General features: G+C 30.5%; 26 protein-coding genes and 2 pseudogenes. 1 reads left to right on the forward strand and 27 read right to left on the reverse strand.

Annotated features, from left to right (window positions below; all coding sequences use genetic code 11):
• Window positions 1–10: 10 nt before the first annotated feature.
• From ACTHUW_RS04140 to ACTHUW_RS04160, 5 genes are all read right to left on the reverse strand, one after another.
• Complete coding sequence (locus ACTHUW_RS04140) at window positions 11–1,153, reverse strand: DUF2800 domain-containing protein (RefSeq protein ID WP_442212633.1); 1,143 nt, start codon at window positions 1,151–1,153, stop codon at window positions 11–13.
• Window positions 1,153–1,446 (reverse strand): rRNA biogenesis protein rrp5, encoded by a 294-nt coding sequence (locus ACTHUW_RS04145; protein ID WP_442212635.1) that lies wholly within the window; start codon window positions 1,444–1,446, stop codon window positions 1,153–1,155. Before ACTHUW_RS04145 ends, ACTHUW_RS04140 begins: the two co-directional genes overlap by 1 nt.
• On the reverse strand, window positions 1,388–1,552 hold the full coding sequence (locus ACTHUW_RS04150; protein WP_442212637.1) for a hypothetical protein: 165 nt from the start codon (window positions 1,550–1,552) through the stop codon (window positions 1,388–1,390). The genes ACTHUW_RS04145 and ACTHUW_RS04150 overlap by 59 nt, the downstream gene beginning before the upstream one ends.
• A 161-nt stretch (window positions 1,553–1,713) precedes the next feature.
• A complete protein-coding gene (locus ACTHUW_RS04155) occupies window positions 1,714–2,178 on the reverse strand; it encodes a sigma factor-like helix-turn-helix DNA-binding protein (RefSeq protein ID WP_442212639.1) in 465 nt (154 codons plus the stop codon).
• A gap of 297 nt (window positions 2,179–2,475) precedes the next feature.
• On the reverse strand, window positions 2,476–2,721 hold the full coding sequence (locus ACTHUW_RS04160) for a hypothetical protein (protein WP_442212641.1): 246 nt from the start codon (window positions 2,719–2,721) through the stop codon (window positions 2,476–2,478).
• Window positions 2,722–2,997: 276 nt separating this feature from the next.
• On the opposite strand from ACTHUW_RS04160, the gene ACTHUW_RS04165 reads away from it, so the two are divergent.
• Window positions 2,998–3,687 carry a hypothetical protein gene (locus ACTHUW_RS04165; protein WP_442212643.1) on the forward strand — a complete coding sequence of 230 codons (690 nt, stop codon included), beginning with the start codon at window positions 2,998–3,000 and terminating at the stop codon, window positions 3,685–3,687.
• A 66-nt stretch (window positions 3,688–3,753) separates the two neighbouring features.
• On the opposite strand, the gene ACTHUW_RS04170 is transcribed toward ACTHUW_RS04165, so the two are convergent.
• From ACTHUW_RS04170 to ACTHUW_RS04275, 22 genes and pseudogenes are all read right to left on the reverse strand, one after another.
• Window positions 3,754–3,996, reverse strand: a complete 243-nt coding sequence (locus tag ACTHUW_RS04170; RefSeq protein ID WP_442212645.1) for a hypothetical protein — start codon at window positions 3,994–3,996, stop codon at window positions 3,754–3,756.
• 74 nt (window positions 3,997–4,070) lie between these two features.
• On the reverse strand, window positions 4,071–4,217 hold the full coding sequence (locus ACTHUW_RS04175) for a transposase (RefSeq protein WP_442212647.1): 147 nt from the start codon (window positions 4,215–4,217) through the stop codon (window positions 4,071–4,073).
• A 54-nt stretch (window positions 4,218–4,271) separates the two neighbouring features.
• Window positions 4,272–4,796: a DUF6933 domain-containing protein gene (locus tag ACTHUW_RS04180; protein WP_442212649.1), complete on the reverse strand. Its 525-nt coding sequence runs from the start codon at window positions 4,794–4,796 to the stop codon at window positions 4,272–4,274.
• Between the two features lie 437 nt (window positions 4,797–5,233).
• On the reverse strand, window positions 5,234–6,760 hold the full coding sequence (gene murJ, locus ACTHUW_RS04185) for a murein biosynthesis integral membrane protein MurJ (RefSeq protein ID WP_442212651.1): 1,527 nt from the start codon (window positions 6,758–6,760) through the stop codon (window positions 5,234–5,236).
• Between the two features lie 121 nt (window positions 6,761–6,881).
• Window positions 6,882–7,901 carry a glycosyltransferase gene (locus ACTHUW_RS04190; RefSeq protein WP_442212653.1) on the reverse strand — a complete coding sequence of 340 codons (1,020 nt, stop codon included), beginning with the start codon at window positions 7,899–7,901 and terminating at the stop codon, window positions 6,882–6,884.
• A 32-nt stretch (window positions 7,902–7,933) separates the two neighbouring features.
• Window positions 7,934–8,461: an acyltransferase gene (locus ACTHUW_RS04195; RefSeq protein ID WP_442212655.1), complete on the reverse strand. Its 528-nt coding sequence runs from the start codon at window positions 8,459–8,461 to the stop codon at window positions 7,934–7,936.
• The gene (locus ACTHUW_RS04200) at window positions 8,445–9,629 is read right to left on the reverse strand and encodes a glycosyltransferase (protein WP_442212657.1); all 1,185 of its coding nucleotides are present in this window, start codon (window positions 9,627–9,629) and stop codon (window positions 8,445–8,447) included. Before ACTHUW_RS04200 ends, ACTHUW_RS04195 begins: the two co-directional genes overlap by 17 nt.
• Window positions 9,626–10,285: a GNAT family N-acetyltransferase gene (locus ACTHUW_RS04205; protein ID WP_442212659.1), complete on the reverse strand. Its 660-nt coding sequence runs from the start codon at window positions 10,283–10,285 to the stop codon at window positions 9,626–9,628. Before ACTHUW_RS04205 ends, ACTHUW_RS04200 begins: the two co-directional genes overlap by 4 nt.
• A 20-nt stretch (window positions 10,286–10,305) precedes the next feature.
• Window positions 10,306–11,661 carry an O-antigen ligase family protein gene (locus tag ACTHUW_RS04210; protein WP_442212661.1) on the reverse strand — a complete coding sequence of 452 codons (1,356 nt, stop codon included), beginning with the start codon at window positions 11,659–11,661 and terminating at the stop codon, window positions 10,306–10,308.
• Between the two features lie 50 nt (window positions 11,662–11,711).
• A pseudogene (locus tag ACTHUW_RS04215) lies at window positions 11,712–11,861 on the reverse strand (DapH/DapD/GlmU-related protein); the annotation flags it as partial.
• Window positions 11,862–11,975: 114 nt separating this feature from the next.
• Window positions 11,976–12,194: pseudogene (locus ACTHUW_RS04220) on the reverse strand (hypothetical protein); the annotation flags it as partial.
• Window positions 12,195–12,301: 107 nt separating this feature from the next.
• Entirely contained in the window at window positions 12,302–13,276 is a 975-nt protein-coding gene (locus ACTHUW_RS04225) for an SDR family oxidoreductase (protein WP_442212663.1), read from the reverse strand.
• 1 nt (window position 13,277) lies between these two features.
• Complete coding sequence (locus tag ACTHUW_RS04230) at window positions 13,278–14,654, reverse strand: nucleotide sugar dehydrogenase (RefSeq protein ID WP_442212665.1); 1,377 nt, start codon at window positions 14,652–14,654, stop codon at window positions 13,278–13,280.
• Between the two features lie 58 nt (window positions 14,655–14,712).
• Window positions 14,713–15,291, reverse strand: coding sequence for a sugar transferase (locus tag ACTHUW_RS04235; RefSeq protein WP_442212685.1), 579 nt, complete (start codon window positions 15,289–15,291; stop codon window positions 14,713–14,715).
• 113 nt (window positions 15,292–15,404) lie between these two features.
• Window positions 15,405–16,601 carry a DegT/DnrJ/EryC1/StrS family aminotransferase gene (locus ACTHUW_RS04240; protein WP_442212667.1) on the reverse strand — a complete coding sequence of 399 codons (1,197 nt, stop codon included), beginning with the start codon at window positions 16,599–16,601 and terminating at the stop codon, window positions 15,405–15,407.
• 325 nt (window positions 16,602–16,926) lie between these two features.
• Window positions 16,927–17,295 (reverse strand): prepilin-type N-terminal cleavage/methylation domain-containing protein, encoded by a 369-nt coding sequence (locus ACTHUW_RS04245; protein ID WP_442212669.1) that lies wholly within the window; start codon window positions 17,293–17,295, stop codon window positions 16,927–16,929.
• Window positions 17,296–17,551: 256 nt separating this feature from the next.
• Window positions 17,552–18,301, reverse strand: a complete 750-nt coding sequence (locus ACTHUW_RS04250; protein ID WP_442212671.1) for a copper homeostasis protein CutC — start codon at window positions 18,299–18,301, stop codon at window positions 17,552–17,554.
• A 22-nt stretch (window positions 18,302–18,323) separates the two neighbouring features.
• Complete coding sequence (locus ACTHUW_RS04255; protein ID WP_442199630.1) at window positions 18,324–18,626, reverse strand: PTS lactose/cellobiose transporter subunit IIA; 303 nt, start codon at window positions 18,624–18,626, stop codon at window positions 18,324–18,326.
• A 44-nt stretch (window positions 18,627–18,670) separates the two neighbouring features.
• A complete protein-coding gene (locus ACTHUW_RS04260) occupies window positions 18,671–19,630 on the reverse strand; it encodes a N(4)-(beta-N-acetylglucosaminyl)-L-asparaginase (RefSeq protein ID WP_442212673.1) in 960 nt (319 codons plus the stop codon).
• Between the two features lie 28 nt (window positions 19,631–19,658).
• Window positions 19,659–20,783: a Sapep family Mn(2+)-dependent dipeptidase gene (locus ACTHUW_RS04265; protein ID WP_442212675.1), complete on the reverse strand. Its 1,125-nt coding sequence runs from the start codon at window positions 20,781–20,783 to the stop codon at window positions 19,659–19,661.
• 65 nt (window positions 20,784–20,848) lie between these two features.
• A complete protein-coding gene (locus ACTHUW_RS04270) occupies window positions 20,849–21,370 on the reverse strand; it encodes a GrdB-related putative oxidoreductase (RefSeq protein ID WP_442212677.1) in 522 nt (173 codons plus the stop codon).
• 11 nt (window positions 21,371–21,381) lie between these two features.
• On the reverse strand, window positions 21,382–22,725 hold a 1,344-nt coding region (locus tag ACTHUW_RS04275; protein ID WP_442212679.1), incomplete at its 5' end, for a PTS sugar transporter subunit IIC.

The following is a 22,725-nucleotide window of genomic DNA, read 5'->3' on the forward strand; positions in this document are numbered from 1 at the left end:
TACTCTCCTTTTAGTTTTTAAAGTCTATTTCTGCTGAACTTGACACTTCTATTCTTTTATCATCATCTTTCACCAGTTTTAATTTGCCTGGTGGTCTTTCTATAAGTGAACCTATTATTTCTTCAAAGTCTTTTTTACCTAGTTCTTTTTCGAGCTTTGTTAGGCTTAGTAAAGACTTAGAGAATATCTTCTCTTCTTCATATCCTGCTTGAAGAAGCCTTTTAGCTACTTGTTCTTCACTTGAATATCTTCTAGTTCTTCTTCCTTCTACAAGCTTAAAGCCTGGCCACTCTTTTTCATTATTAACTGCTTCTTTATAGGCGTATTTTTCTACATCCTTAGCCCATTTTACTAATTCATCTATTTGTTCTAATACCATCACTACTTCTAAATCTGTTAGAAGGGGTGCAGCTTTAAAGTCTAGTTTTGCAAGTTTCATGTTTTCTTCTGCTCTAGCTCTACATCTATTTTTGGCCCTACAAAACCTACAATGTTCTCCAGGACTAAATTCTCCCTTACCTTCATAAGCTAGGTCTGCTTTAGGCTTTACTTCCTTCTCGCCCCAATTCAGTAGGTCTTCTACTTCTATTTCATCTGTTGAAATGTTATCTAGTCTTGGTTGGACTATTGTCATTCTTACTTTTTTAGCTTCAAATATAAAGTTGAAGTTATCTACTGCACCTATAGCATAGAGCTTAAGCTGACTATTATCTCTAGCATCTACTTTTAGTCCTTTTCCAAACTTAAGATCTACTACTTCAATAGTGTCTTTATCTAATATTAAAAGGTCACAGGTTCCAAAACCTTCCTTGCATATACAGCTGTAGTCGACTCGCTTTTCTACAAATACCATTCCAGCTTTATGTTCATTTATCTTTTCAATTGCAAAATCTACATAAACGTCAACATACATTTCTAGTTCTTTGGTGTAGAACTCATTTTGTTTCATGACTTTTAGCTTTTTATTAAAGTCTGCTTTTGATATTTCTCCTAAATGGCTGAGTATCTTAAGTTCTGATAGGTTGTGTGCAAATGTCCCTTCCTTTGCATAAATACTTGACTTGTTCTCTTCATGCTCCCCAAGCCTTGCACTTGGAGGACACGCACCCCAAATATGTGAACTTGATGCCCCTAAAAGAGCATGCTGTGTCATTAAAGTTCCCTCGCTTTATCTAGAAGTTCAGAATATCTTTCTTCAGGAACATCTGATAGCTTTTTAGCTCCATATTTTGTTATGAGCTCTTTTACTTCTTGCTGCTTTCCTTCTCTTGTTAGACCTGCAAGGACTGCTCGAAGATCTTCAAAAGTTATTTTTGTTTTCTTAGGTTTTGTTTCAGTTTTAATGTTTTCTGGTGCTTCTACTTCTTCTCTAGTCCCAGCTAAAACTTCAATACTGTCTGCAAGGTTCCTTAGATTTTTTACTACATCTAGATGCTTGTTCTTCATCATGTTTACTCTCCTCCTCTAATTTTTGTAGTTGCTTTGCCAGTCTTTTAGATACAATGCTCATTGCTGTAAGAACACCAACCATTTCTTCTTTATCACTTTGCATCTTCTCACCTCCGATTTTTAAATAAAGCCCTTCACTTATTAGCCAATTTGGAGAGGGTTTTGGTAACCTTTTTTTAAAAATTTATTTTCCCCCTCACTTACTAGCCAATTTGAAAGGTGTTTTGGTAACCCTTTTTTGAAAGTTTTTTTATTTTCTATTTATTAACGTGTAAAAGAGCTATCTTGGTAGCCTTTTTTATTAAAATGTTTCTTTAGCTTTTGTAAGGCCTTGTCACGTTTCTTTCCTACTGTTTGATGGGATCTTCCTATCTTTTCTCCAGTTTTCCTAGCAGATAACTTGTCATAATATAAACTATCAATAATTTGTTTTTCTTCTTCATCTAACTCTTTTAAAGCTTCGGTGAGTATCAGTAAAGTTGCCTTATCAAATACGATGTCTTCCACAGCTTGTATATTCTCAAATTGAACCCCTTCATCTTTTAATCTGTCATAGGAATCCTCTTTGTTTGGATTAAAAGTTACTTTTTCTTTTTCCATATCAATGTCTATGCTTCCAGCTTTAACATCATCTTCTAGGTATCTGCGTCTTCTATCCATTCTGTAATACTCCTTGTATAGCTCCTCTGTTACTTTTTGTCCTTGAATTCTGTACTCTTTTCTTGACATAAAATTAACCCCTCTCTCGGAGAGAAAAGGGCATAACAATCAGCCAAAAAACTCACCTTTTTTTTATTAAGTGAGCCTTTCGACTGCTTACTGATATATTAAAATTTAAATATGCGGGTTTTTTACATGTTTAAAAAATTTGCTCTCTACTACTTAAATAGATTTAAAAAGCAATTCTTACTATTGGATTTAGAACATATTTTCTATTTTTACAATAAAAAATGACCAGACTAAAATGCACTGTGATTTCTCACAATTACATTTCAATCTGGCCATCAAGCAGCTCTGTGATTGTTTTTACGAAGCTTTATCTTTAATTTTTTTATAGATTGAACTTATATTAGCTCTTATGTCTCTTATATTTTCTTCTTCTGTGTAGGGTGCTATTAAATCTAGCATGTCCACTAAAACAGGGTCTGCAAAACCTTTATTTTTAATAGATATGTAGATATTATCTTCTTTTACTAAGGTTGTACAAACTAATTTATCATGTGTTTTACCTTTTTTATCTTGTACTTTTTTTCTTATCTCTTTTCTTATCATTAGAATCCCCCTCTTTATTTATAGACTATAGTCTATAATGTATTTCATTTTGACTATTGTTTATACTAAACAGTGTAAGTAAAAAAATATAAAAATATAGACCTAGGGCTAAAACCTAAGCTTTATAAACTATTTACTATCTTTATTAATAAATATAATATCATACCGAGATAATAAGTACAAGCAATATTTTAAATTTATTTCAATTTCTTATTGACTATAAACAACGTTTAATATATTATAGTATATATAGTAAATGATAAAGAGGTGAAATACATGAATAAAAAAACAAATTTTAATAAAGAAGTTTTTGCAGCTTTACTTGAGAAAGCTAAAGGTGATAGATCTATAAATAAATATGCTGAGGAAACTAGTGTAAGTGCAGCCCATATATCTAGATTCCTTAGACAGATGATAGATGCACCACCTACGCCTGAAACCATATCTAAATTTGCAGATAAAGCCTATAATGATGTTACCTATAAAGATATGATGTCCGCAGCAGGATATATCGTTGTAGAAGAAAATATGGTAGAAGAGTACTCACCTAAAAATAGAAGAGAAGAAATTAGAAAAATAGAACAAGACATAACAAATATCGTTATTTCATATTTAATGAATCAAGAATTTAAGTGGAGTATGGAAAAGCCAGAAGGTATGATGCGATTTCCAGATCTTATGATTAGTCTAGAAGATGAAGTTTATAAAAAATGGTTCTTTGAGTTTCAAGTTATCAGAGGTCGAGCTTCTATGCCATTTCCAATAATCCATCACTTCTATAGTAGGCTTCTTACTTTTGAATTAACTCCTACAGATAAATTTACATTAGTAATAGATAATGAGAAAGCTTTTGATTTTTTATTTAGAAGACCACCAATAAATTTAAGAGCTAACTTATATATAATGCTAGTGGACACAGAAAATAGGACTGTTATTAAAGAAGAACAGATATGTAAATATGAGTAAACCAAAGCACCCCAGCTAGACTTCTTCTCAATTTATAAGAGAAGCCAGTCTAGCCGGGGTGCTATTTTATTTATCTACTTCTAAAACCACTTTAAACTTTACTGAAAAAGGGTTACAAGCATTTGACTCTGGAAGTCCATCAACTATTTCATATTCCTCATCAAACTCATCAAAGAAATCCTTATATTCTTCATATGTTGGTTCAATGACTTGATCTCTTTGTTGCCTCTTAACCTTACCTTTAATATAGTTCCATAAACAATACATTAAGAATTCTTGATGACATTTCTCTAATTCTTCAAATTTCATCTTTCCCACCTCCTACTTCATATATAGAAATAGGATGGAAAAGTTACTATATTAATATTTAAATTATAGTTTTATCAAAAATCTCTTCTTTTTAAAAAATTCAGCTTACGTTTTGTTTTCTCAAGCTGTTTTACAATTTCTTTTACTTTTCTTTTTCCATCTAATAGCTCTAAAACTGCTTCTGCTCTCAATTCTGGTGAGTATTTTTTATTATTTTCCATGGTCAAAATTATAACATACAGTTAGTTTTTTTGTCTAGTTTTTCATTAAAATTATTATTCTTTTTTTTCTCTATCTCTAAAAAAGTTATTAATATCTTTTTTCATCTCTTCAATAGGAGTAATATATCCACCCTTACCATCACCAACTAAATATTGACTTGCCTTTATACTCATAGCACTTTTATAGATAGATGTACCCTCTAGTAATTCTTCATGATAAGGCAAAATTTTACATGCATTATTTAGCTTTGATATTATAGATCTACTACTTGTTTTTGAATACACTATATCCTTAGAATAATTTATAAACTCATCTATGACTTCATCCTTAATATATTCACCTTTAAATGCATCACGAATAGCCTTTAATATATGTTCATCTAAGCTTTTAAAATCCTTTGATTTCAATCCTCGAAGAACAATGACATAATTGTTTTTATCATTAATAAGCACAACCGCTTTTTTCCTGTAAACTGCAATGACATTTGCATGCCAGGAAAAAAGTGGCTCTTCTTTTGCCTGTAATTCAGGCTTAATATTTAGTTCATCTAATAATTTCTTTGTTGCTTGTATTAACATAAAATTTAAAACTCCTATAATTAATATAATATTTGTATTTTATCCCTAATAATTAAAACAGTCTATTAACCTCTTTTCCCAACTTATTAAAGTAAATTAAATAGTTTCATATTCATTTACACTTCTTTCACTTTTTTTCACTCTCTAACAGCTCTAAAACTGCTTATAATCTCAATTTTAGCAGGCATTTTTTATGGCCAAAACTATAATATGAAGCTGATTTTTTTGTCTAGTTTTAAAATTCAAAATAAACCCCACTAAAAACACTTAAATTATAAGTTGTTTTGTATTCATTTTTACTTCTTTTTCTGACATATTATCCTTATTAAGAGTCTTATCTCTACTTTATTAGTATAATTTTTGCTTCTTTTTATGTGAAAAATGATAGTTCTCACATGATTTTTTTGTCTAGTTTTTAGGGGGGACTATCTCTATTATTAAAGTGTTTTATTTCTCTTCAACTTTCTTTTTATAGCATTTACGATAACATCCACATCCTCTATATTCATAAAATATATGATAATAAAGTAAGTTACTGCTCCTAAAGCAATTGATATTAGCAGTGAAAAATTTTGACTAATTATCGTAGTTAAATAATTAAAGCTTAGTTTAGATATTAACCCCATAACTAATGAAGCACATAAGATTTTTATAAATGAAATACTAATGTTCTTCATACCGAATGGGCCTATTTTCTTTCTTAAACTTATAAACATAAGACCAGTAGTGAATATTGCAGCTATACTCGTTGCTAATGCTAATCCACCTATACCCATGTATTTTGAAAGAGTAAAGTTTAATACAATATTTAAACTCATGCCTATGGCTGCATTTATCATTGGAGTCTTTGTATCTTGTAAAGAATAGAACACTCTAGATAGTACCTCTCTAAGGCCGAAACCAATCATTCCTATGGAATAAAAGAATAACGCATATGATGTCATTGAAATTGCTTGAACATCAAATGCTCCTCTACCAAATAACAATTTGATAACTGGTTTTGCAAATATCATAGATCCTACTGTAGCTGGTATAACTAATAGATTAATTCCACTTATTGATTCTATTACTGATTTTTTAAATCCAACCATATTTTTTTCGGATGACATTTTTGAAATCATTGGATACATTACAGTTGCTATAGACATTACAAATATTCCTTGAATAAATAAGTTAAGTCTATTTGCGTAATTTAGAGCTGATATTCCTCCTACAGCTATTTGAGATGCTATAGTTCTGTCTACAAGCACATTTATTTGATTAACCGAAACTCCTATTATTACAGGCATAGATAGATATATAAGTTTCCTTAAATATTTATCTTTCAAATTTAATACTAGATTATATTTATATCCGTTAGTGTATATTGATGGTAGCAGTATTAATAATGCAGAAGCAGTGGCTATAACGCTTCCTACTGATAGTATCATAATATCACTTTTAGAACTAAGGACTATAGAAATTATTGTAAAAAAGTTCAAAGGTAGACCTATAATAGCTGGAATTACAAAGTTATTTTTTACTTGTAAATACCCTTTAAATATATATAAAACTCCTGTAAAATATATTCCTAATATGCTAACTCTTGTAAAGTTAACTGCCATATCTAGAGTATGCCTATCAAATCCTACTGCAAAAATCTTTACTATTGGCACTGAGAATAACCATACCAAAATAATTATGAGGCTACATAAAATAAGTAATAAGTTAATTAAATTATTTGTAAACCTGTTTGCTTGTATTTGTCCAAATTCTTTTTCAATATCACTAAATAAAGGTATATAACTAGTTGATATACCTGTTCCTATAAACAAAAATATTGTTAATGGTATAGTAAGAGATATAAGGTATGCATCACTTATGCTAGATGCTCCATAAAAATATGATAGTGTAATATCCCTATAAAATCCAATTAATTTTGAAACTATAGTTAGTAACATTAAAACTAATGCTGTTTTTTTCATTTAATTATTCCTCACTATCAATTTTAATAAAGAAAATTTAGTTTTATTTAATTACCTCTATCTAATTCGTTTAATTATTTCTAATAATATACTTCTATCAAACTGCTTTTTACTGATTAAATTATCTACTTATATGAAAATTATTTACTAGTTTTTTCCTAATAAGAAAGTCTATAATACCATTTATAAACCCTAATCCATATGAAAAATGTAGTATAAAAAATATTATAGGTAATATAGCAATAAATCTAGGAGTTTTATTATAAGATATCTTCACACTAAAAAATAGTGAACTAGCTAAATAGGTAAGAGTAATTGCAAGTAGTATTTTAATTCCTAATTCATTAACTAAACTTAAAATAACACTACCTAATAATGATATTACAAATGTCATAGGTACTAATTGCCTAATCGATGAAGGCATCTTATGTTTTTGAATAACTCTAACTTTCCAATATCCATATTGAAAATACTGCTTCCACAACTTTTTGAGTGAGGATCTACTGTAATAATAAGATTTAATCTTAGGGCTTAATAATATCTTTTCACCACTTTTAATTAATCTAAAATTTAATTCATCATCTTGATTTCTAACTAGTTCCTCATCAAAGCATCCAATTTTTTCAAAAACTTCTCTCTTATATGCACCAAATGCTAATGTGTCCACATACTTTTCTTTTTTACTATACCTGAATAAAGAATTCCCTACACCAAAAGGGCAAGCCATAGCCAATGCAATCGACTCTCCAACAAAATTTTGGCTAATTGTCTCAATAGGTCCTCCTACACATGCTACTTCTTTTTCTCTAAGTAGTTTTACGCTTGTAGAGATAAAATCACTATGTGCATATGCATGTCCATCTATTCTAATAATAATATCGCCTGTTGAATTCTTAATCCCTAAATTCATTGCAGTTGGAGCAATTCGTTTTGTATTCTCAATTACCTTTATATTTATATTCAACTCATTACTTAATTTATTAACTTTTTCTAGAGTTCTATCGGTTGACATTCCATCAACTACTAAAATTTCTAACTTATCCTTAGGATAACTTTGATTATCTAAACTTCTTATACATTCTTCAATATACTTTTCTTCATTATATACTGGAATGATTATCGATACATATGGAAAGAACATAATCGCCTCCTATATAGATATAATTTAAACTTCTAAATACTTTTCTTTAGTTCCTTTGCTGGTACTCCTCCAATAAGACTGTAAGGTGTTAAATTAGATTTGTTAACTACCGATCCAGCAGCTACAACAGTATTGTTTATGATATTTACGCCTGGTAATATAGACGTGTTTCCTCCAACCCAGACTTCTTTCCCTATTTGTATAGTACTTTGTTCATATCCTCCAAACCTAATTGTTTCATTTGTATATTTATGGTTAGCACTAGCTATTAAAACACCTGGCCCTATCATTACATTATCACTTATTATCACTTCTCCATATCCACCAATCCATGAATTTCTCCCTATGAATACATTATCACCTACACTAATGTTTTCTATATGTGTAAAATATACATTCGAACATACTTGTAAGTTTCTTCCACATCTTTTGAAAAAAGGTTTCATTAATGTCCCTCTCACTTTATTTACAGGCATACAATCTGGCAATAAAAGTAATACTATATTAATTAAGTGAATAGGCCAGTGATAAAATAAAATATTTTTAATTTTTCTCCACACACTTTTTCGCCTCCACCCATTCAACAAGTTCATTTATATGTGCTTCTAGTGTATTTTCATATGCAAATTTATATCCATTATATATTAGTTTTTTTCTTAATTCTCTATCTAATATTACTCGAGTAATTGCAGTAAAAAGTTCATTACTTTCCTCTGGTTTAATTAAAAGTCCATTATATCCATCTTTTATAGTATAAGGAATACCCCCAACATCAGTTGCGATAACTGGCATTCCATTAGCCATAGCTTCAATCAGTACTCTAGGAGTCCCTTCAGATATTGATGGTAAAATAAATATATCTGATTCTCTGTATATTTCAAATAACATCTCCCCTAGTGGCACATACCCTTTGAATATAATTCTTTTTTCTAATCCCTTCTCTTTAACTAAAGTTTTTAACTTTTCTTTTTCTTCTCCATCTCCTACTAAATACAAATAAATGTCTTGTTGAAGATTTTTATTAATTATCATCTTTATAGCATTTATTAAGTATTGAATACCTTTCTCATGCCTTAAATACCCTACATATAATAGCTTTAATGTTTCTTTCTCACATGAATCATATCTTGAATAAATTTCTTTTTCCATAAATGTACTAGTTCTAATCTCTTTTACCTTACTGCTATTTTTTGAATAAAGTCTTCTAAGTCCACTGCCATTTGCAATAACTTTAGACTTTTTCATTATTTTTTTCAGAACCCATTCTTGATGATTGGCCAATAAAATAGCTGCAAGCTTTATGACCCCTTCATATTTATTACCTTTCATAACAATGGCTTTTGTATCACCTACTAGATGAACTGTAGTTGGTGTATTTCTTATCTTAGATAACAAGTATACTATATAGCTATAGGGTGAGGGCCAGCGGATATAAACATTTGTCCAAGTTTTAGAAAATCTGATTAGCTTTTTAATTGATGCAAACATATATCTTATAGAACCTATCATATTTCTATAGTTAGGTAACTCTTGAAACTTTATATTATTAGATTTGATTTGATAATCTAATTTAAGACTCTTTATATCTCTATTTACAGGCACACACACTGTTATATGATCATATTCCTTAGCTAAACTATCTAAAAATCTTCCAAATGCACCATTACAATAATATTTAGAATCATACTTGTAAAAAGTCATACTGTAGTAAATATTTAATTCTCTCATTTTATTTCTCCTAACTTTTTAAAATATCCTTGTGAGTATGTTCCTTCTGTGTTGATGCCTTGCCAATGTAAATCCATTCCCATTTTCTTGTAAAAATTAACTGCCCTTATATTTTCTTTTTTTACTGATAAAATTAAATATTCACATCCTACTTCAGTAGACTTGATTTCAAATTTATTAAATAATAATTTTGCTATATTCTTTCCTTTATATTGGGGAGCTACACAAATTGATTTTATTGAACTACATTTCCCTTCTATATGATGAAAATAATCAATTTTATTTTTAATCTTGGGTGAAATCCCCATAAATCTAGCTATTTTCCCCATTTTCTGGCTTATAAGTTTATTTATTAAAGATGGCTTTAATATACACTTTTTAACTGCATTAAAAATCAGTCTATATTTGTATTTATCGAGCAACCTGCTATTATAACCATTCGGCTTACAAGTCCCATCTACAAATCCTATAACCTTGTTGCTTTCATCTTTAACTAAAAGATTTATGCTATATTTATCTTCAATGCTAAATAAGTACATATATTTCAAAAAACCTGATCCTAATTCTGATGAGAAACTTTCTGGAAAACATTGTATGTGAGTTTTTACTATGTCATCTAAGTCATTTTTAGTAAATGGCACTACCCTTAATTCCATCCTATACATATCCTCCTTTCCTATTTCAATTTAATAGCTTTAGGTATAGAGTTTATATATTGTGTCCCTATCCCGAGGATTAGCCACATGAGTGGACTATTGTAAGCATTAATTAGCATTAAATATACACATAATGTAACTATAGATGCAAGCACTGGCTCATAAATATCCTTACTCTCCTTATAATGTTGTAATGGAGTATTTACTAGTCTTTTTATAATTCTCGATAAAAAGATAAGAAAAGCAAGTAACCCTGGTACTCCTAGTTCTGTAGCAATTTGCAAGTAATCATTATGAGATACTCCAACATCATGTAGGCCCATACTTCTTGTTATCATATAATAGTTCCCAAGTCCGATTCCTCTCAGTTGATTAGATTGTATTGTATCAAGAGATATCTTAACTAATTCTTTTCTTACAGTAGTAGAACTATAGTCTTGGCCTATTTGAGCTTCATTCTTATAGAATAAGTTAGATATACTTAGAAATCTATCTCTAACACTATCTGGCATAAATACCCCTATAATCAAACTAAATATTATAATTAGTATAAGTAGTTTATAATTTTTTCTTATTGCAATAATAGCTAATAATCCTACAATTGTAGATATCCAAGCCCCTCTAGACAAAGTCAATACTAGTCCTATAATTAGCACTAAACTACTCAGCTTAATAAGAAAATTCTCTATTGTTAACTTGTTTTTGATTAATCTATATATAGCATAAGGTGCTAGTAAAGCTAGAAAAAAACCCAACTGATTTCTTCCTTCTTTTGATGGAAAGTCTGTGTTAATAGAAATATACTCTACTTTAAATACAAAAAAATATTTATAAATCAAAAACACTAATATTAAACTTGCAGCAATTATAATAGTACCTGTGATAATATGAATATTTTTCTCAACGTCATATTTTGAAATTATATTAAAATTGCTAATTATATAGTATAATCCTATACAAATAACTAATTTGATTATAAATATTGCAGAATATCGAATATTACTAGATTGAAATAATCCTAAAAAGTTTAACATTAAAAATATATTTATAATACCTACATATTTAAAATTTATTTTTTCTTTGCCATTTTCTCTAAATAATGAGACTATAAAAGCTAAGAAAATAACCGGTGTTAATAATGTCGATAATTGTTGTTCTAGTATTTGTATGGGAAAAAATGGTATTGAACAAAGATATAGAGTTGCTATATGCAGTGGTCTTTTAATTAAATATATAGATCCTAGAGTAATCATTAACAAAATAATAAAGTATACTAAATAATTACTTGAAGACACTACTCCTATCAGGGCTCCAATTACCACTATTAGAATATTAGAAGATGTTTTTTCATATTTATTGTATAGGTTTAATAACATTGTGAACACTTCTTTCTAATTTATTAATTATGGAAAAATTAGTATGATTATCTATACTTAATAAGTTTAGCTGGATTGCCTCCAAAAATTGCATAATCCGGTACATCTTTAGTTACAATCGAACCTGCCGCTATTATTGAACCTCTGCCTATAGTAACTCCTGGAAGGATTACTACTCTAGCACCAATCCATGCATCATCTTTTATTCTTACTTCCTTAGATTCTGAATAGCCTTGAAACATAATAGGAACTTCTTTATCCTTAAAAGCGTGATTTATGTCCATGATTATTACATCTGGTCCCATTAAGACGTTCTTACCTATAATCACACTTTTAGCAGACATAATCCTAGCGTTTACTCCTAACTGTGAATTTTCTCCAATTTGAATAGTTTTACCATTACCAAAAACAACACCATTTCTAATCATTACATTTTTTCCACAATACTTAAATAATTTACGAGCTATAAATCGTCTAACTATGTGGCCTTTTAATGTTGACTCTGGTAAATTTTTAGCTATTAAATAGTACATAACGTAATATATTCTTTTCAAACCTTCACCTCATTTTATGTGTAAAAATTTTATATTAAGAGAGAATTAACCAATATGCTTTTATTAGATAATTTAATATAAAATTATTATAAATTGTGAATATACCAATCTATAGCAAGCTTTAACCCTATATCGATACTATACTCAGGTTGATAATTTAACAGTTGTTTAGCTTTACTAATATCTGCATTAGAATGCTTCACATCTCCTGGCCTCGAAGGCCCATAGTTTGGTTCAATACTTTTTTCTAATAAATTTGTAATTTTATTATACAAATCAATAAGATATACTCTACCGCCACATGCTATATTAAATACTTCTCCAAAAGCTTCTTCTTCTGCTAAACAGGCTTTTAAATTTGCCTGTATTACATTTTCAATGTAAGTGAAATCTCTAGATTGTCTTCCATCTCCATGTATTGTAGGAGCTTTATCATTAATAAGCGCTTTCACAAATTTAGGTATTACAGCTGCATATATCGATGTAGGATCTTGTTTTTTACCAAATACATTAAAATATCTTAACCCAACTGTTGGAAGTCCATAAATTTCATAGAAATTTTTAGCATACATTTCTTTTGCTCGTTTAGTAATAGCGTATGGTGATAATGGTTTTCCGATTCTTTCTTCTACTTTTGGTAAATTAGGCTCATCTCCATATACTGAAGATGATGATGCAAATACAAATCTTTTCACCCTTGCATCTCTAGCAGCTATCATCATATTTAATAATCCACTAACATTAACATTATTTGAGGTTATTGGATCATCAATCGATCTAGGGACGGATCCTAAAGCTGCTTGGTGTAAAATGTAGTCCATTCCTTCACATGCTTTCTTACAATCGTCTATACTACGAATATCCCCTTCAATTAACTCAAAATTAGGATTATTATAAAACTCTTTTATATTTTCCTCTTTTCCTGTAGCAAAGTTATCAAGTACGCGCACAAAATAACCTAGTTCTAGTATTTTTTCAACAAGATTTGAGCCGATAAAACCGGCTCCACCTGTAACTAAAAATTTAGTACCTTTTGGAAATTTTATATCATTATATCCCATTTTAAAGCCTCCAATATAAGTAGTTCCTGTCCTCTGCTTCTTTTCTGTTAAACATTCCTTTTACATCTATTAATACATAATCCCCTCTTAAACTGTTTATCTCTGATGCTACAGCAACTTCATTCATTACTTCTGAGTATACATTTTCTTTAGTTTTATACATAGTCTTAATATCTTCAAATGTTATAGATTTAAACTCTTCATGTGGAACTGCAAATATAATAGCATCCATATCTTTTACTTCTTCTATATTACATGGATTAATTCTATATTCATGCCATAAATCTTCTTTATCAGCTACTGAATCTACAACTTTCACCTCTATTCCATACTCTTCTAGTTCTTTAATAACATCTACTACTTTTGTATTTCTAACATCCGGACAATTTTCTTTAAATGTTACACCGAATATAACTACTTTCGAGCCATTTATTTGCTTGTTTGCTTTTATCATCTTCTTCACTGTATTTTCAGCTACATATTTTCCCATATCATCATTTATCTTTCTGCCTGAAAGAATAATTTGAGAATGGTAGCCCATTTCTTCAGCCTTGTACGTAAGATAATATGGATCTACCCCTATACAGTGTCCTCCTACAAGACCTGGAGTAAACTTTAGAAAGTTCCACTTAGTTCCTGCTGCTTCTAATACAGCATTAGTATCGATCCCCATTTTATTAAATATAATAGATAACTCATTCATGAAAGCTATATTAATGTCTCTTTGAGAATTCTCAATAACTTTAGCAGCTTCAGCCACTTTGATACTTTCAGCCCTATGTACCCCAGCTTCAATTACCATCTCATAAACCTTTGCTATATCTTCCAATGATTCTTCGTCCATTCCTGATACTACTTTTACTATAGTTTCTAATCTATGTACTTTATCTCCTGGATTGATTCTTTCTGGAGAATATCCTACTTTAAAATCAGTTCCACACTTTAATCCTGACTCTTTCTCTAATATGGGAATACAAATTTCTTCAGTAACCCCAGGGTATACAGTAGATTCAAATACAACAATTGATCCTTTAGTAAGATTTCTACCTACTGTCTTGCTAGCTCCTATTACAGGCTTAAGATCTGGTGTCTTATCTGCATTAATTGGAGTTGGTACAGCAACAACATGGAATTTACAATCTCTTATATATTTTTCTTCACATGTAAATAGTGCTGTGGATTTTTGTATAGCTTCATCTCCAACTTCTTTAGTAACATCCTTTCCATTAAGATATTGTTGCACTTTCTCTTTTGAAATATCGAAACCTACTACATCTGCTACTCTTGCAAATGCTATAGCTAAAGGCATACCTACATAACCTAAACCTATTACTGATATTTTGTCTTTTTTATTTTTAACACCTTCATATAAACTCATATTACCTTCCTCCCTATTTGTGAATTTTATATTTTGATATAGTTATAACTAATAAATTCTACTTCATAACCGCCAAAATGGTTTTAATTATAATTTTAATATCATAAAATATAGAGAATCTTCTCAGATACTCAACATTAAGTTGAATTTTCCTTGGCATGATTTCTTTTATATATGTTTCTTCTGGATTATTACTATCACTAAGGAGAGTATTTTCATCTCTATACTCTATTGATGCTAAATCAGTAATTCCAGGTTTAATCTTTAATATATTCTGCTGTTGCTCGGTATACATTTCAATATATTTAGGTACTTCAGGTCTCGGCCCTACAAAACTCATGTCTCCAATAAGGATATTAATTAGCTGGGGTAACTCATCTATTTTTGTCCTTCTAAGAACATATCCAAATTTTGTGATTCTACTATCTCTTCCAACAGTAATTTGCATTCCCTTTTTCTCTGAATCTTGTATCATAGTTCTAAACTTAAATATCTTAAATTCCTTAATATCCTTACCCACACGTACTTGTTTAAAAAACACAGGACCTTTCGAATCTATTTTGATTAAAATAGCAATAACAAAAAATACTGGTAGCAAACAAATTAAACCAATTAGTGAAACAATAAAATCAAACATTCTTTTCAAGACTAATTGAAACTTCTTTTTCTCTAATATTTCATCAATATCTAATAATTCTTTTAAATTTACAGCTTCCAAGCTATTACCGTCATGCATTAGTTCTCTCCACCTTATTCTTTGATAATCTCTTTCAACCCGTTAACCACATACTCCACTTCCTCATTAGTAAGTAAAGTATGTAATGGCAGTGTAATCTCATTCTTATACATATTAAAAGCATTAGGATAATCTTTTATATCAAAACCTAAATTCTTATATGCAGTATGCATTGGCAATGGCTTATAGTGAACATTTGTTGCTATACCTTTCTCAGCCATCTTTACAATTACATCATTTCTGTACTCTTCATCTTTTCCAAGCAGTTTAACTAGATACAAATGACCACTAGAAGATGACTTATCACTAAAATGTTTTAAACTAACAGCACTACTATTCTCTAAAGCTTTATCGTACATCTCAATAATTTGTTTTCTTCTTTCTAGGTTCTCAGAATATCTAGCTAACTGTGCAAGACCTAAGGATGCCATTAGATCTGTCATGTTACATTTATAAGCAGGATAGACAATATCATATTCCCATGCACCAAGCTTTGTTTTTGCTAGTGCATCCTTGGACTGTCCATGAAGGGATAATAACATGAATTCTTTGTATATTTCTTCTTTATCAAACTCAGTAATATCTCTCCAAGTAACAGCTCCTCCTTCTGCAGTAGTTAAGTTCTTTACTGCATGGAATGAAAAGCATGTAAAATCAGCAACTTGTCCACTCATTTGTCCTTCATAAGATGCTCCAAAAGAGTGAGCTGCATCAGCTAGTACTACAACTCTTCCTATTGCCTTTTGTAATTCATTTGAAGGTTTGAACAAGTCTTTCTTATTATTAACTGCTTCAAATATTCTATCGTAATCACACATTACACCAGCTATGTCTACTGGAATAATAGCTTTTGTCTTCTCGGTTATCGCATCAGCAATAGCATCATAGTCTATGTGAAATGAATCCTTACCTGAATCTACCAAAACTATTTTAGCCCCTACATGGTGAATTACACTTGCAGAAGCTGAATATGTATAAGCTGAAGTTATTACTTCATCTCCTGGTCCAACCCCTAGTAATCTCAGTGTCATTTCCATGGCAGCAGTAGCAGAATTAAGGCATACTGCTTTTGAAGTATTACAATACTCAGCTATCTTTTTTTCAAATAATTTTGTCTTAGGTCCAGTTGTAATCCAACCTGTACTTAATGTCGCTGCAACCTCATTTATTTCATTTTCAGAAATATCTGGAGGAGAAAATGGTATTTTCATATAAATATTCCCCTTTCAAATTCTTATTTTATCTATCGCTACAAATTTGCTACAAACACACTTCTACATCAGTCATATCAACACTTCCAAGACTTAATAAACCACATTTTTACTTGTTTTCTAAGCTGGTCCAAACTCTTGCACTCATTGATATAACTGTATTTTAATACTCTCCTTTATCCCTAAAACTCGATTTCAACATACCATTTCTTTATTAAGCTTTTATAAAATAAAATGGTAAGATATTCTCCTACCAATACTAATTATCAAATATCTATACTTGTTATCCTTTCACCATACTCACGTCGCCATAATCATCCAATCACTAAATATATGGAACATCATCACTATCATTTTCCTCTTTTAAATCATGAACAGTACATCTAACTTTTCCATTACCATAGCTAATGATACCATCTTTAGGACATATTTGCTGATTATAATCATTTAAATAATTATTAAATAAAGAATCAGTATGATTTATATCTTCAGATATCAAGTATATGTCATATGACTTTTGTAATTCTTTGCAGCTTATATTACAAGCTGTTGCTTTAACACTATCTCTATATGATAAGTAATTTGGCAATACAATAAATGCCAATATAATAATTATAGAAATAACTATTATTAATTCAATCATAGTAAATCCTTTATTGCAAGTTCTTTTAGGTTTGTAATTTATAATCCTCATGGAAGTAATACCTCCCACTTTTGAATTTGTAGTTCACTTTCATTCACTCATATGTATAAAAGCCAAAAAAATAATGTTAATCCAATTCAATTAACATTATTTTGGGCTATTTTATAGAAATAACTCTTTTCCCGTCGAATTTCTATATTTATTGTATACAAAAAATCATGTTTGGTCAAGCAATGATTGGGTATATATTACTATTTTCGTATAACATTTTCTGTGGTTTTTCGACATATTTCGACAAGTCTATACCTTACTTTTCTTTAACTATATTTACTAATTCTTTTACCTTCTCATAACTCACCACATTGTATGAGCTTTCATGTGGTTCACCTACATAGGCATATGATACATTACCAATTGTTGTAGGATCACTCTTATATGTTTTAGCTGAACTATGGTATTGATTTATACCTGTATGTTCTATAATCTCAGCTACATTTGTTTCATTTACTCCGCTGCCTGCTAGTATTTCTATTTCATCACCATATTTCTCTTGTAAATCTTTTAATAGTTCTATTCCATCTATTGCTTTTGGCTTTTGTCCTGATGTGAGTATTCTATCTACTCCTAATTCTATCAGTACTTCTATTGATTCATATGGATCAGCTGCACTGTCAAATGCTCTGTGAAATACTACTTCCTTCTTGTGCTTCTTTAGTATTTCTATTATCTTTTCAGTTTTAAATACATCTATTCTTTTATCTGTAGTTAAACATCCAAATGCAACACCAGCTATATCATATTTCACCATTTCTTTTATATCTGCTATAATTGTGTCAAATTGATATTCATTGTAGCAAAATCCTGCTCCACGTGGTCTTGCCATTACTATTATTGGTATATTGCACCTCTCAGTTGCTAGTTTTATTGTCCCTATAGATGGAGTAAGTCCTCCTAGATGCATACTATTGTTAAGCTCTACCCTATCTGCCCCTGCTTGTTCTGATATGATTACATCTTCTAGGCTATCACAACATATTTCAACTATTTTTTGTTTCAATTATATCCCCCTGCTTTCTATCTTATTTTGAATATTTTTTGTGTGTAAGTAGCATTTCTTCCGTTAGATCTCTTAATAGTTCTGTGCTCATCATCTGATCTTCTGCATGCATTAATAATAAAGTGATTTTAAAATCATCACCTTGGCTTTCCTTTGCTAGTATATCCATATGAACGTCATGTGCCTTTCCTAGACTATCTTCTGCCTTTTTTATCATTTCTCCTGCTTGATCAAATCTTTCTTCCCTTGAAGCTTTTAGTGCTTCATGTAGGTATGATTTTGCATCTCCTACATTGCTTATTATTTGAAAACTTAATAATTCCATTCCTTCCACAATATCCACCGTCTTTCTATATATTCTATATTATTTTATTTTAATTTTAAAGGGCTTGTTCTCTTTTTCATATAATTGTCTAACCATTCTTCACTTGCTTTCTCATAAGTAGTCTTTCCATTCTCATTTTTACATACATATACTGTTGCCTCTATTTTATCAGTAGCTATTACGAATGAAAATCCTTCTATGTTTGTAGCTACTCCAAATTCACCCTGCTTGTTTATACATACTACTGATATATCTCCTGCTTTTTTTCTTCTCTTTATTAATAAATCATTTAGTTCAGATACTGCCTTATCTGCTGCTTCTTGTGGACTATATCCTTCTTTCATTAGTCTTACTATTTCATAAGACGAGCAACCTTTCATGATGTCTTCTCCAAGTCCTGTTGCGCTTGCTCCTCCTATTTCACTATCTACATAGAAACCTGAGCCTGAAACTGCTGAATCTCCTGTTCTTCCTCTTTTCTTCATAAATAATCCTGATGTAGATGTTCCACTTGCCATTGAATCATTTGTATCAAGGGCTACCATTCCTACAGTGTCATGTCCAGAATAAGGACTAAGTCCCTTGTCTACTGTTTCTTTTAATCTATTTTTATAGTGAATTATAGCTCTATCTGTGAGCATATTTTGTCTTTCAAATCCATTTTTATGGGCATATTCTTCCGCTCCAGCTCCTACTAGAAAGCAATTTACTTTTTCCTTGCTTAATTTTCTAGCTATAGATATTGGATTTTTGAAATCTCTTATTCCAGCAACTGCTCCAATTGATAGACTATCTCCATCCATGAATGCTGCATCTAGTTCTACTTCTCCATTTTCATTTGGAAGTCCTCCATATCCTACTGATTTATAGTAGGGGAAATCTTCTACCATCTTTACTGCTTCTTCTGTTGCATCAGCTGAAGAACCATTATTCTTTAATATTTTAACCCCTTCTTCTATTCCTTCTAGGGCCATTCTCCATGTGGCTATCATTGCATAAGTCATAAATATACCTCGTTTCCTTATATTGTCTTTATTTTGCTAAATTATATATTGCCTGGGCAAATATCTTTGCGTTTAATACTATATCATCTATATCCATATACTCATTTGGATTATGTGCTATACCTTTTTGTCCTGGGAAAGATGGTCCAAATGGTACGATATTTGGCATTATCTTAGCATAGGTTCCTCCTGTTGTAGTTACAGGTGTGCCATCAAGTCCTGTTACTTCTTCATATGCCTTTTGCATACTCTTTACCATATATGAATCCTTATCAAATTTCACTGGGTCATAGTTTAATAATAATTCTAATTTTATATTCTCTGTTAGTTTTAATTTGATTTTTTCTAGTATTTCATCTATTTGAACGATAGCTGGATATGATAAACTCATATGAAATGTTAATTTGGAGTCTTTTATGTCAGTTTTAAAATTTCTCATTTCCATAGTACCAAACTCACTATCCTTATAATCTATTCCAAGTCTTTGACCATTTGATTTACTGCTTAGTATATATTCATTTACAAAGTTAAAAAATTCTTTTGTTCTTTTTTCATAGTTTTGATCATTGTATTCTACATTAAATTCTATATTTGCTCTTCCTCTTTCACCATATACTACTGGATATTTGCAATCTGGAGTGAAGCCCATTATAGGTGGTTTTTCTTTTTTTAGATAATATGGAATATCATTAAATCCACTTTCTTCATCTGTTCCAAATATTATCCTAACTTTTTTATCCATAGTTAATCCTGATTCTTTTATTGCATATAGGGCAAATAGGGCTGACATTATCGGGCCCTTGTTATCTAGTACTCCTCTACCATACATTTTCCCATCTCTTATGCTAGCACAAAAAGGAGGACTACTCCAACCTTCACCTACATCTACTACATCTAAATGTCCTAGTATTCCTATATATTCTTCACCTTGACCAAATTCAGCATATCCCACACAATTATCTATATTTTTTGTTTTAAATCCTAGTTTGTCTGCTATTTCAAGTGCTTTTGCGAGTGCTTTTTTAGCTTCTTCTCCAAATGGTGCATCAGGTCTTGCTTGACCTTTTACACTTGCTATATTTACTATCTCTTTTATTGATTCTAATAATTGATCTTTAAACTTGTCAATATTATCATTTAAAATCTGTTCCACCCAAATAACCTCCACTTTGAACAAAATTAATATATAAGGCAGCCTTATAAGGCCACCTTATATGATTAGTAACATATATCTTTTTTAAGTTCTTTTGTATCTTCTTTTTTGTACATTTTTTCTGCAAGTAGGGCTATATTAGCTAGTGAATTCTTGAGTCCTGTTCCACCTTTTTTAGGCATTTTCACTATATTCATCTTATCTTTATATTCAGCTATTGTATCTTCATTTTCTTCTGACATTGCAGCTAGTGCTGGTATATCTGTATTTTCATTTATTTTATCTGCTAATACTGCACACATTTTCCCGTATCCTTTATAGTTATATGCTGGACCACAGATTACTATATCTGGGTTTAATTTTTTTACCATGCCCACCATTTTTCTTTCTACTTCTTCTTTATTTTCTTTGAAATATTCATCTCCACAATACAAACATGCACTTACTTGTCCATCTACTTCTTTTAAATGAGACTTTATCATAGGTACTGAGCCTATTTCTCCTTTTTTACCACCGGGAGCTATATTTGCCTTTTCTTTTCCACCCATTCCTGCTTGTATTTGGTCAAATATCATTAAAACTTTCATTTTACTACCTCCTAAAAATCATCCATTGATAAATCATCAAATGAAATATCTTCTAATTCATCTTCATCAGGTTTGTTTTCTTCGTCTTTTAAATAGTTTTTATCTAATATTTTTATAAATGGATAATATACTAGGCAACCTAATATTACTAATACTACTTGGAATATAGCTGCCCTTATACTTCCTGTTGAAAGGTAACCTGAAAATCCAAGTGGCGTTGTCCAAGGTAGTGCAACTCCATTAGTATATGGTAGAAATCCTGTTTCAAATGCTATTGCTGATAATATTGTATTCATTAATGGAACCCCTATGAAAGGTACTATCATTACTGGGTTTAATACTATTGGTAGTCCAAATATGATAGGTTCGTTTATTCCAAATATTCCTGGAACTATTGAAAGTTTTCCAAGTTTTTTAATCCTTTGTGATTTTCCTACTATAATCATAAGTATTACTAGAGAAAGTGTACTTCCTCCACCACCAAATGTTTGGAATAGGTCTACAAATTGTCCTGTATATATATGTGGAAGTGGTGCTCCTGCTTCAAATGCTGCTAGGTTTTCTATTGAAAGTGTTCTAAATATTGGTGAGAACACTGAGTTTGTAACTGCTGGTCCATTTATTCCAAATAACCAGAATATTGAACTTGATACTACATATACTATTTGTGCCCCTAAACTATTTCCTACTCCAAGAAGTGGTGCTTGAAGTACTGTATATATGAAATTATGTGCTGATTCATATGGTGTAAGTCCAAAACCAATTCTTATTAAAAAGAATATTAACATTACTATAGCACTTGGTATAAGTGCTGCAAAGGAATCTGATACTGCTGGTGGTACCCCTTCAGGCATCTTTATAGTCCAACCTTTTTTATATGCCCAGTGGAATACGTGTACTGATAATAAGGATACTATCATTGCTAAAATTATTCCATTTGTTCCTGTAAAGTTGAAACTTATAGCGCTTAATGATGCTAGGCCTTCTGCACCTTCATATGCTATGTCTGTAGGCATTATTATTATAAAGGATACTATAGCTACTATTGCACCTTGTATCTTATCTGCCCCTATTTCTCTAGCATAGGAATAGCCCATACCTATTACGGTAAGGAGTGCAATTATATTAAATGTTGCTCTTGATACTGCAGATAGATATGATTCCCATCCTTCTCCAAAGAATCTTGCCCAAAATTCTGACCAACCTGGTATTGGGAAGTTTGCTACAAGTAAGAATAGTGATCCTACTATGATAAGTGGCATTGACATCAAAAATCCATCACGTATAGCAACTAAAATCTTGTTTTTCCCTAGTTTGTCTGCTAGGGGCATTAGTACTTTCTCGAGTTTATCAAA

The sequence above is a fragment of the Senegalia sp. (in: firmicutes) genome (assembly GCF_052088025.1).
In the GTDB taxonomy this organism is placed as follows: domain Bacteria; phylum Bacillota; class Clostridia; order Tissierellales; family SIT17; genus Anaeromonas.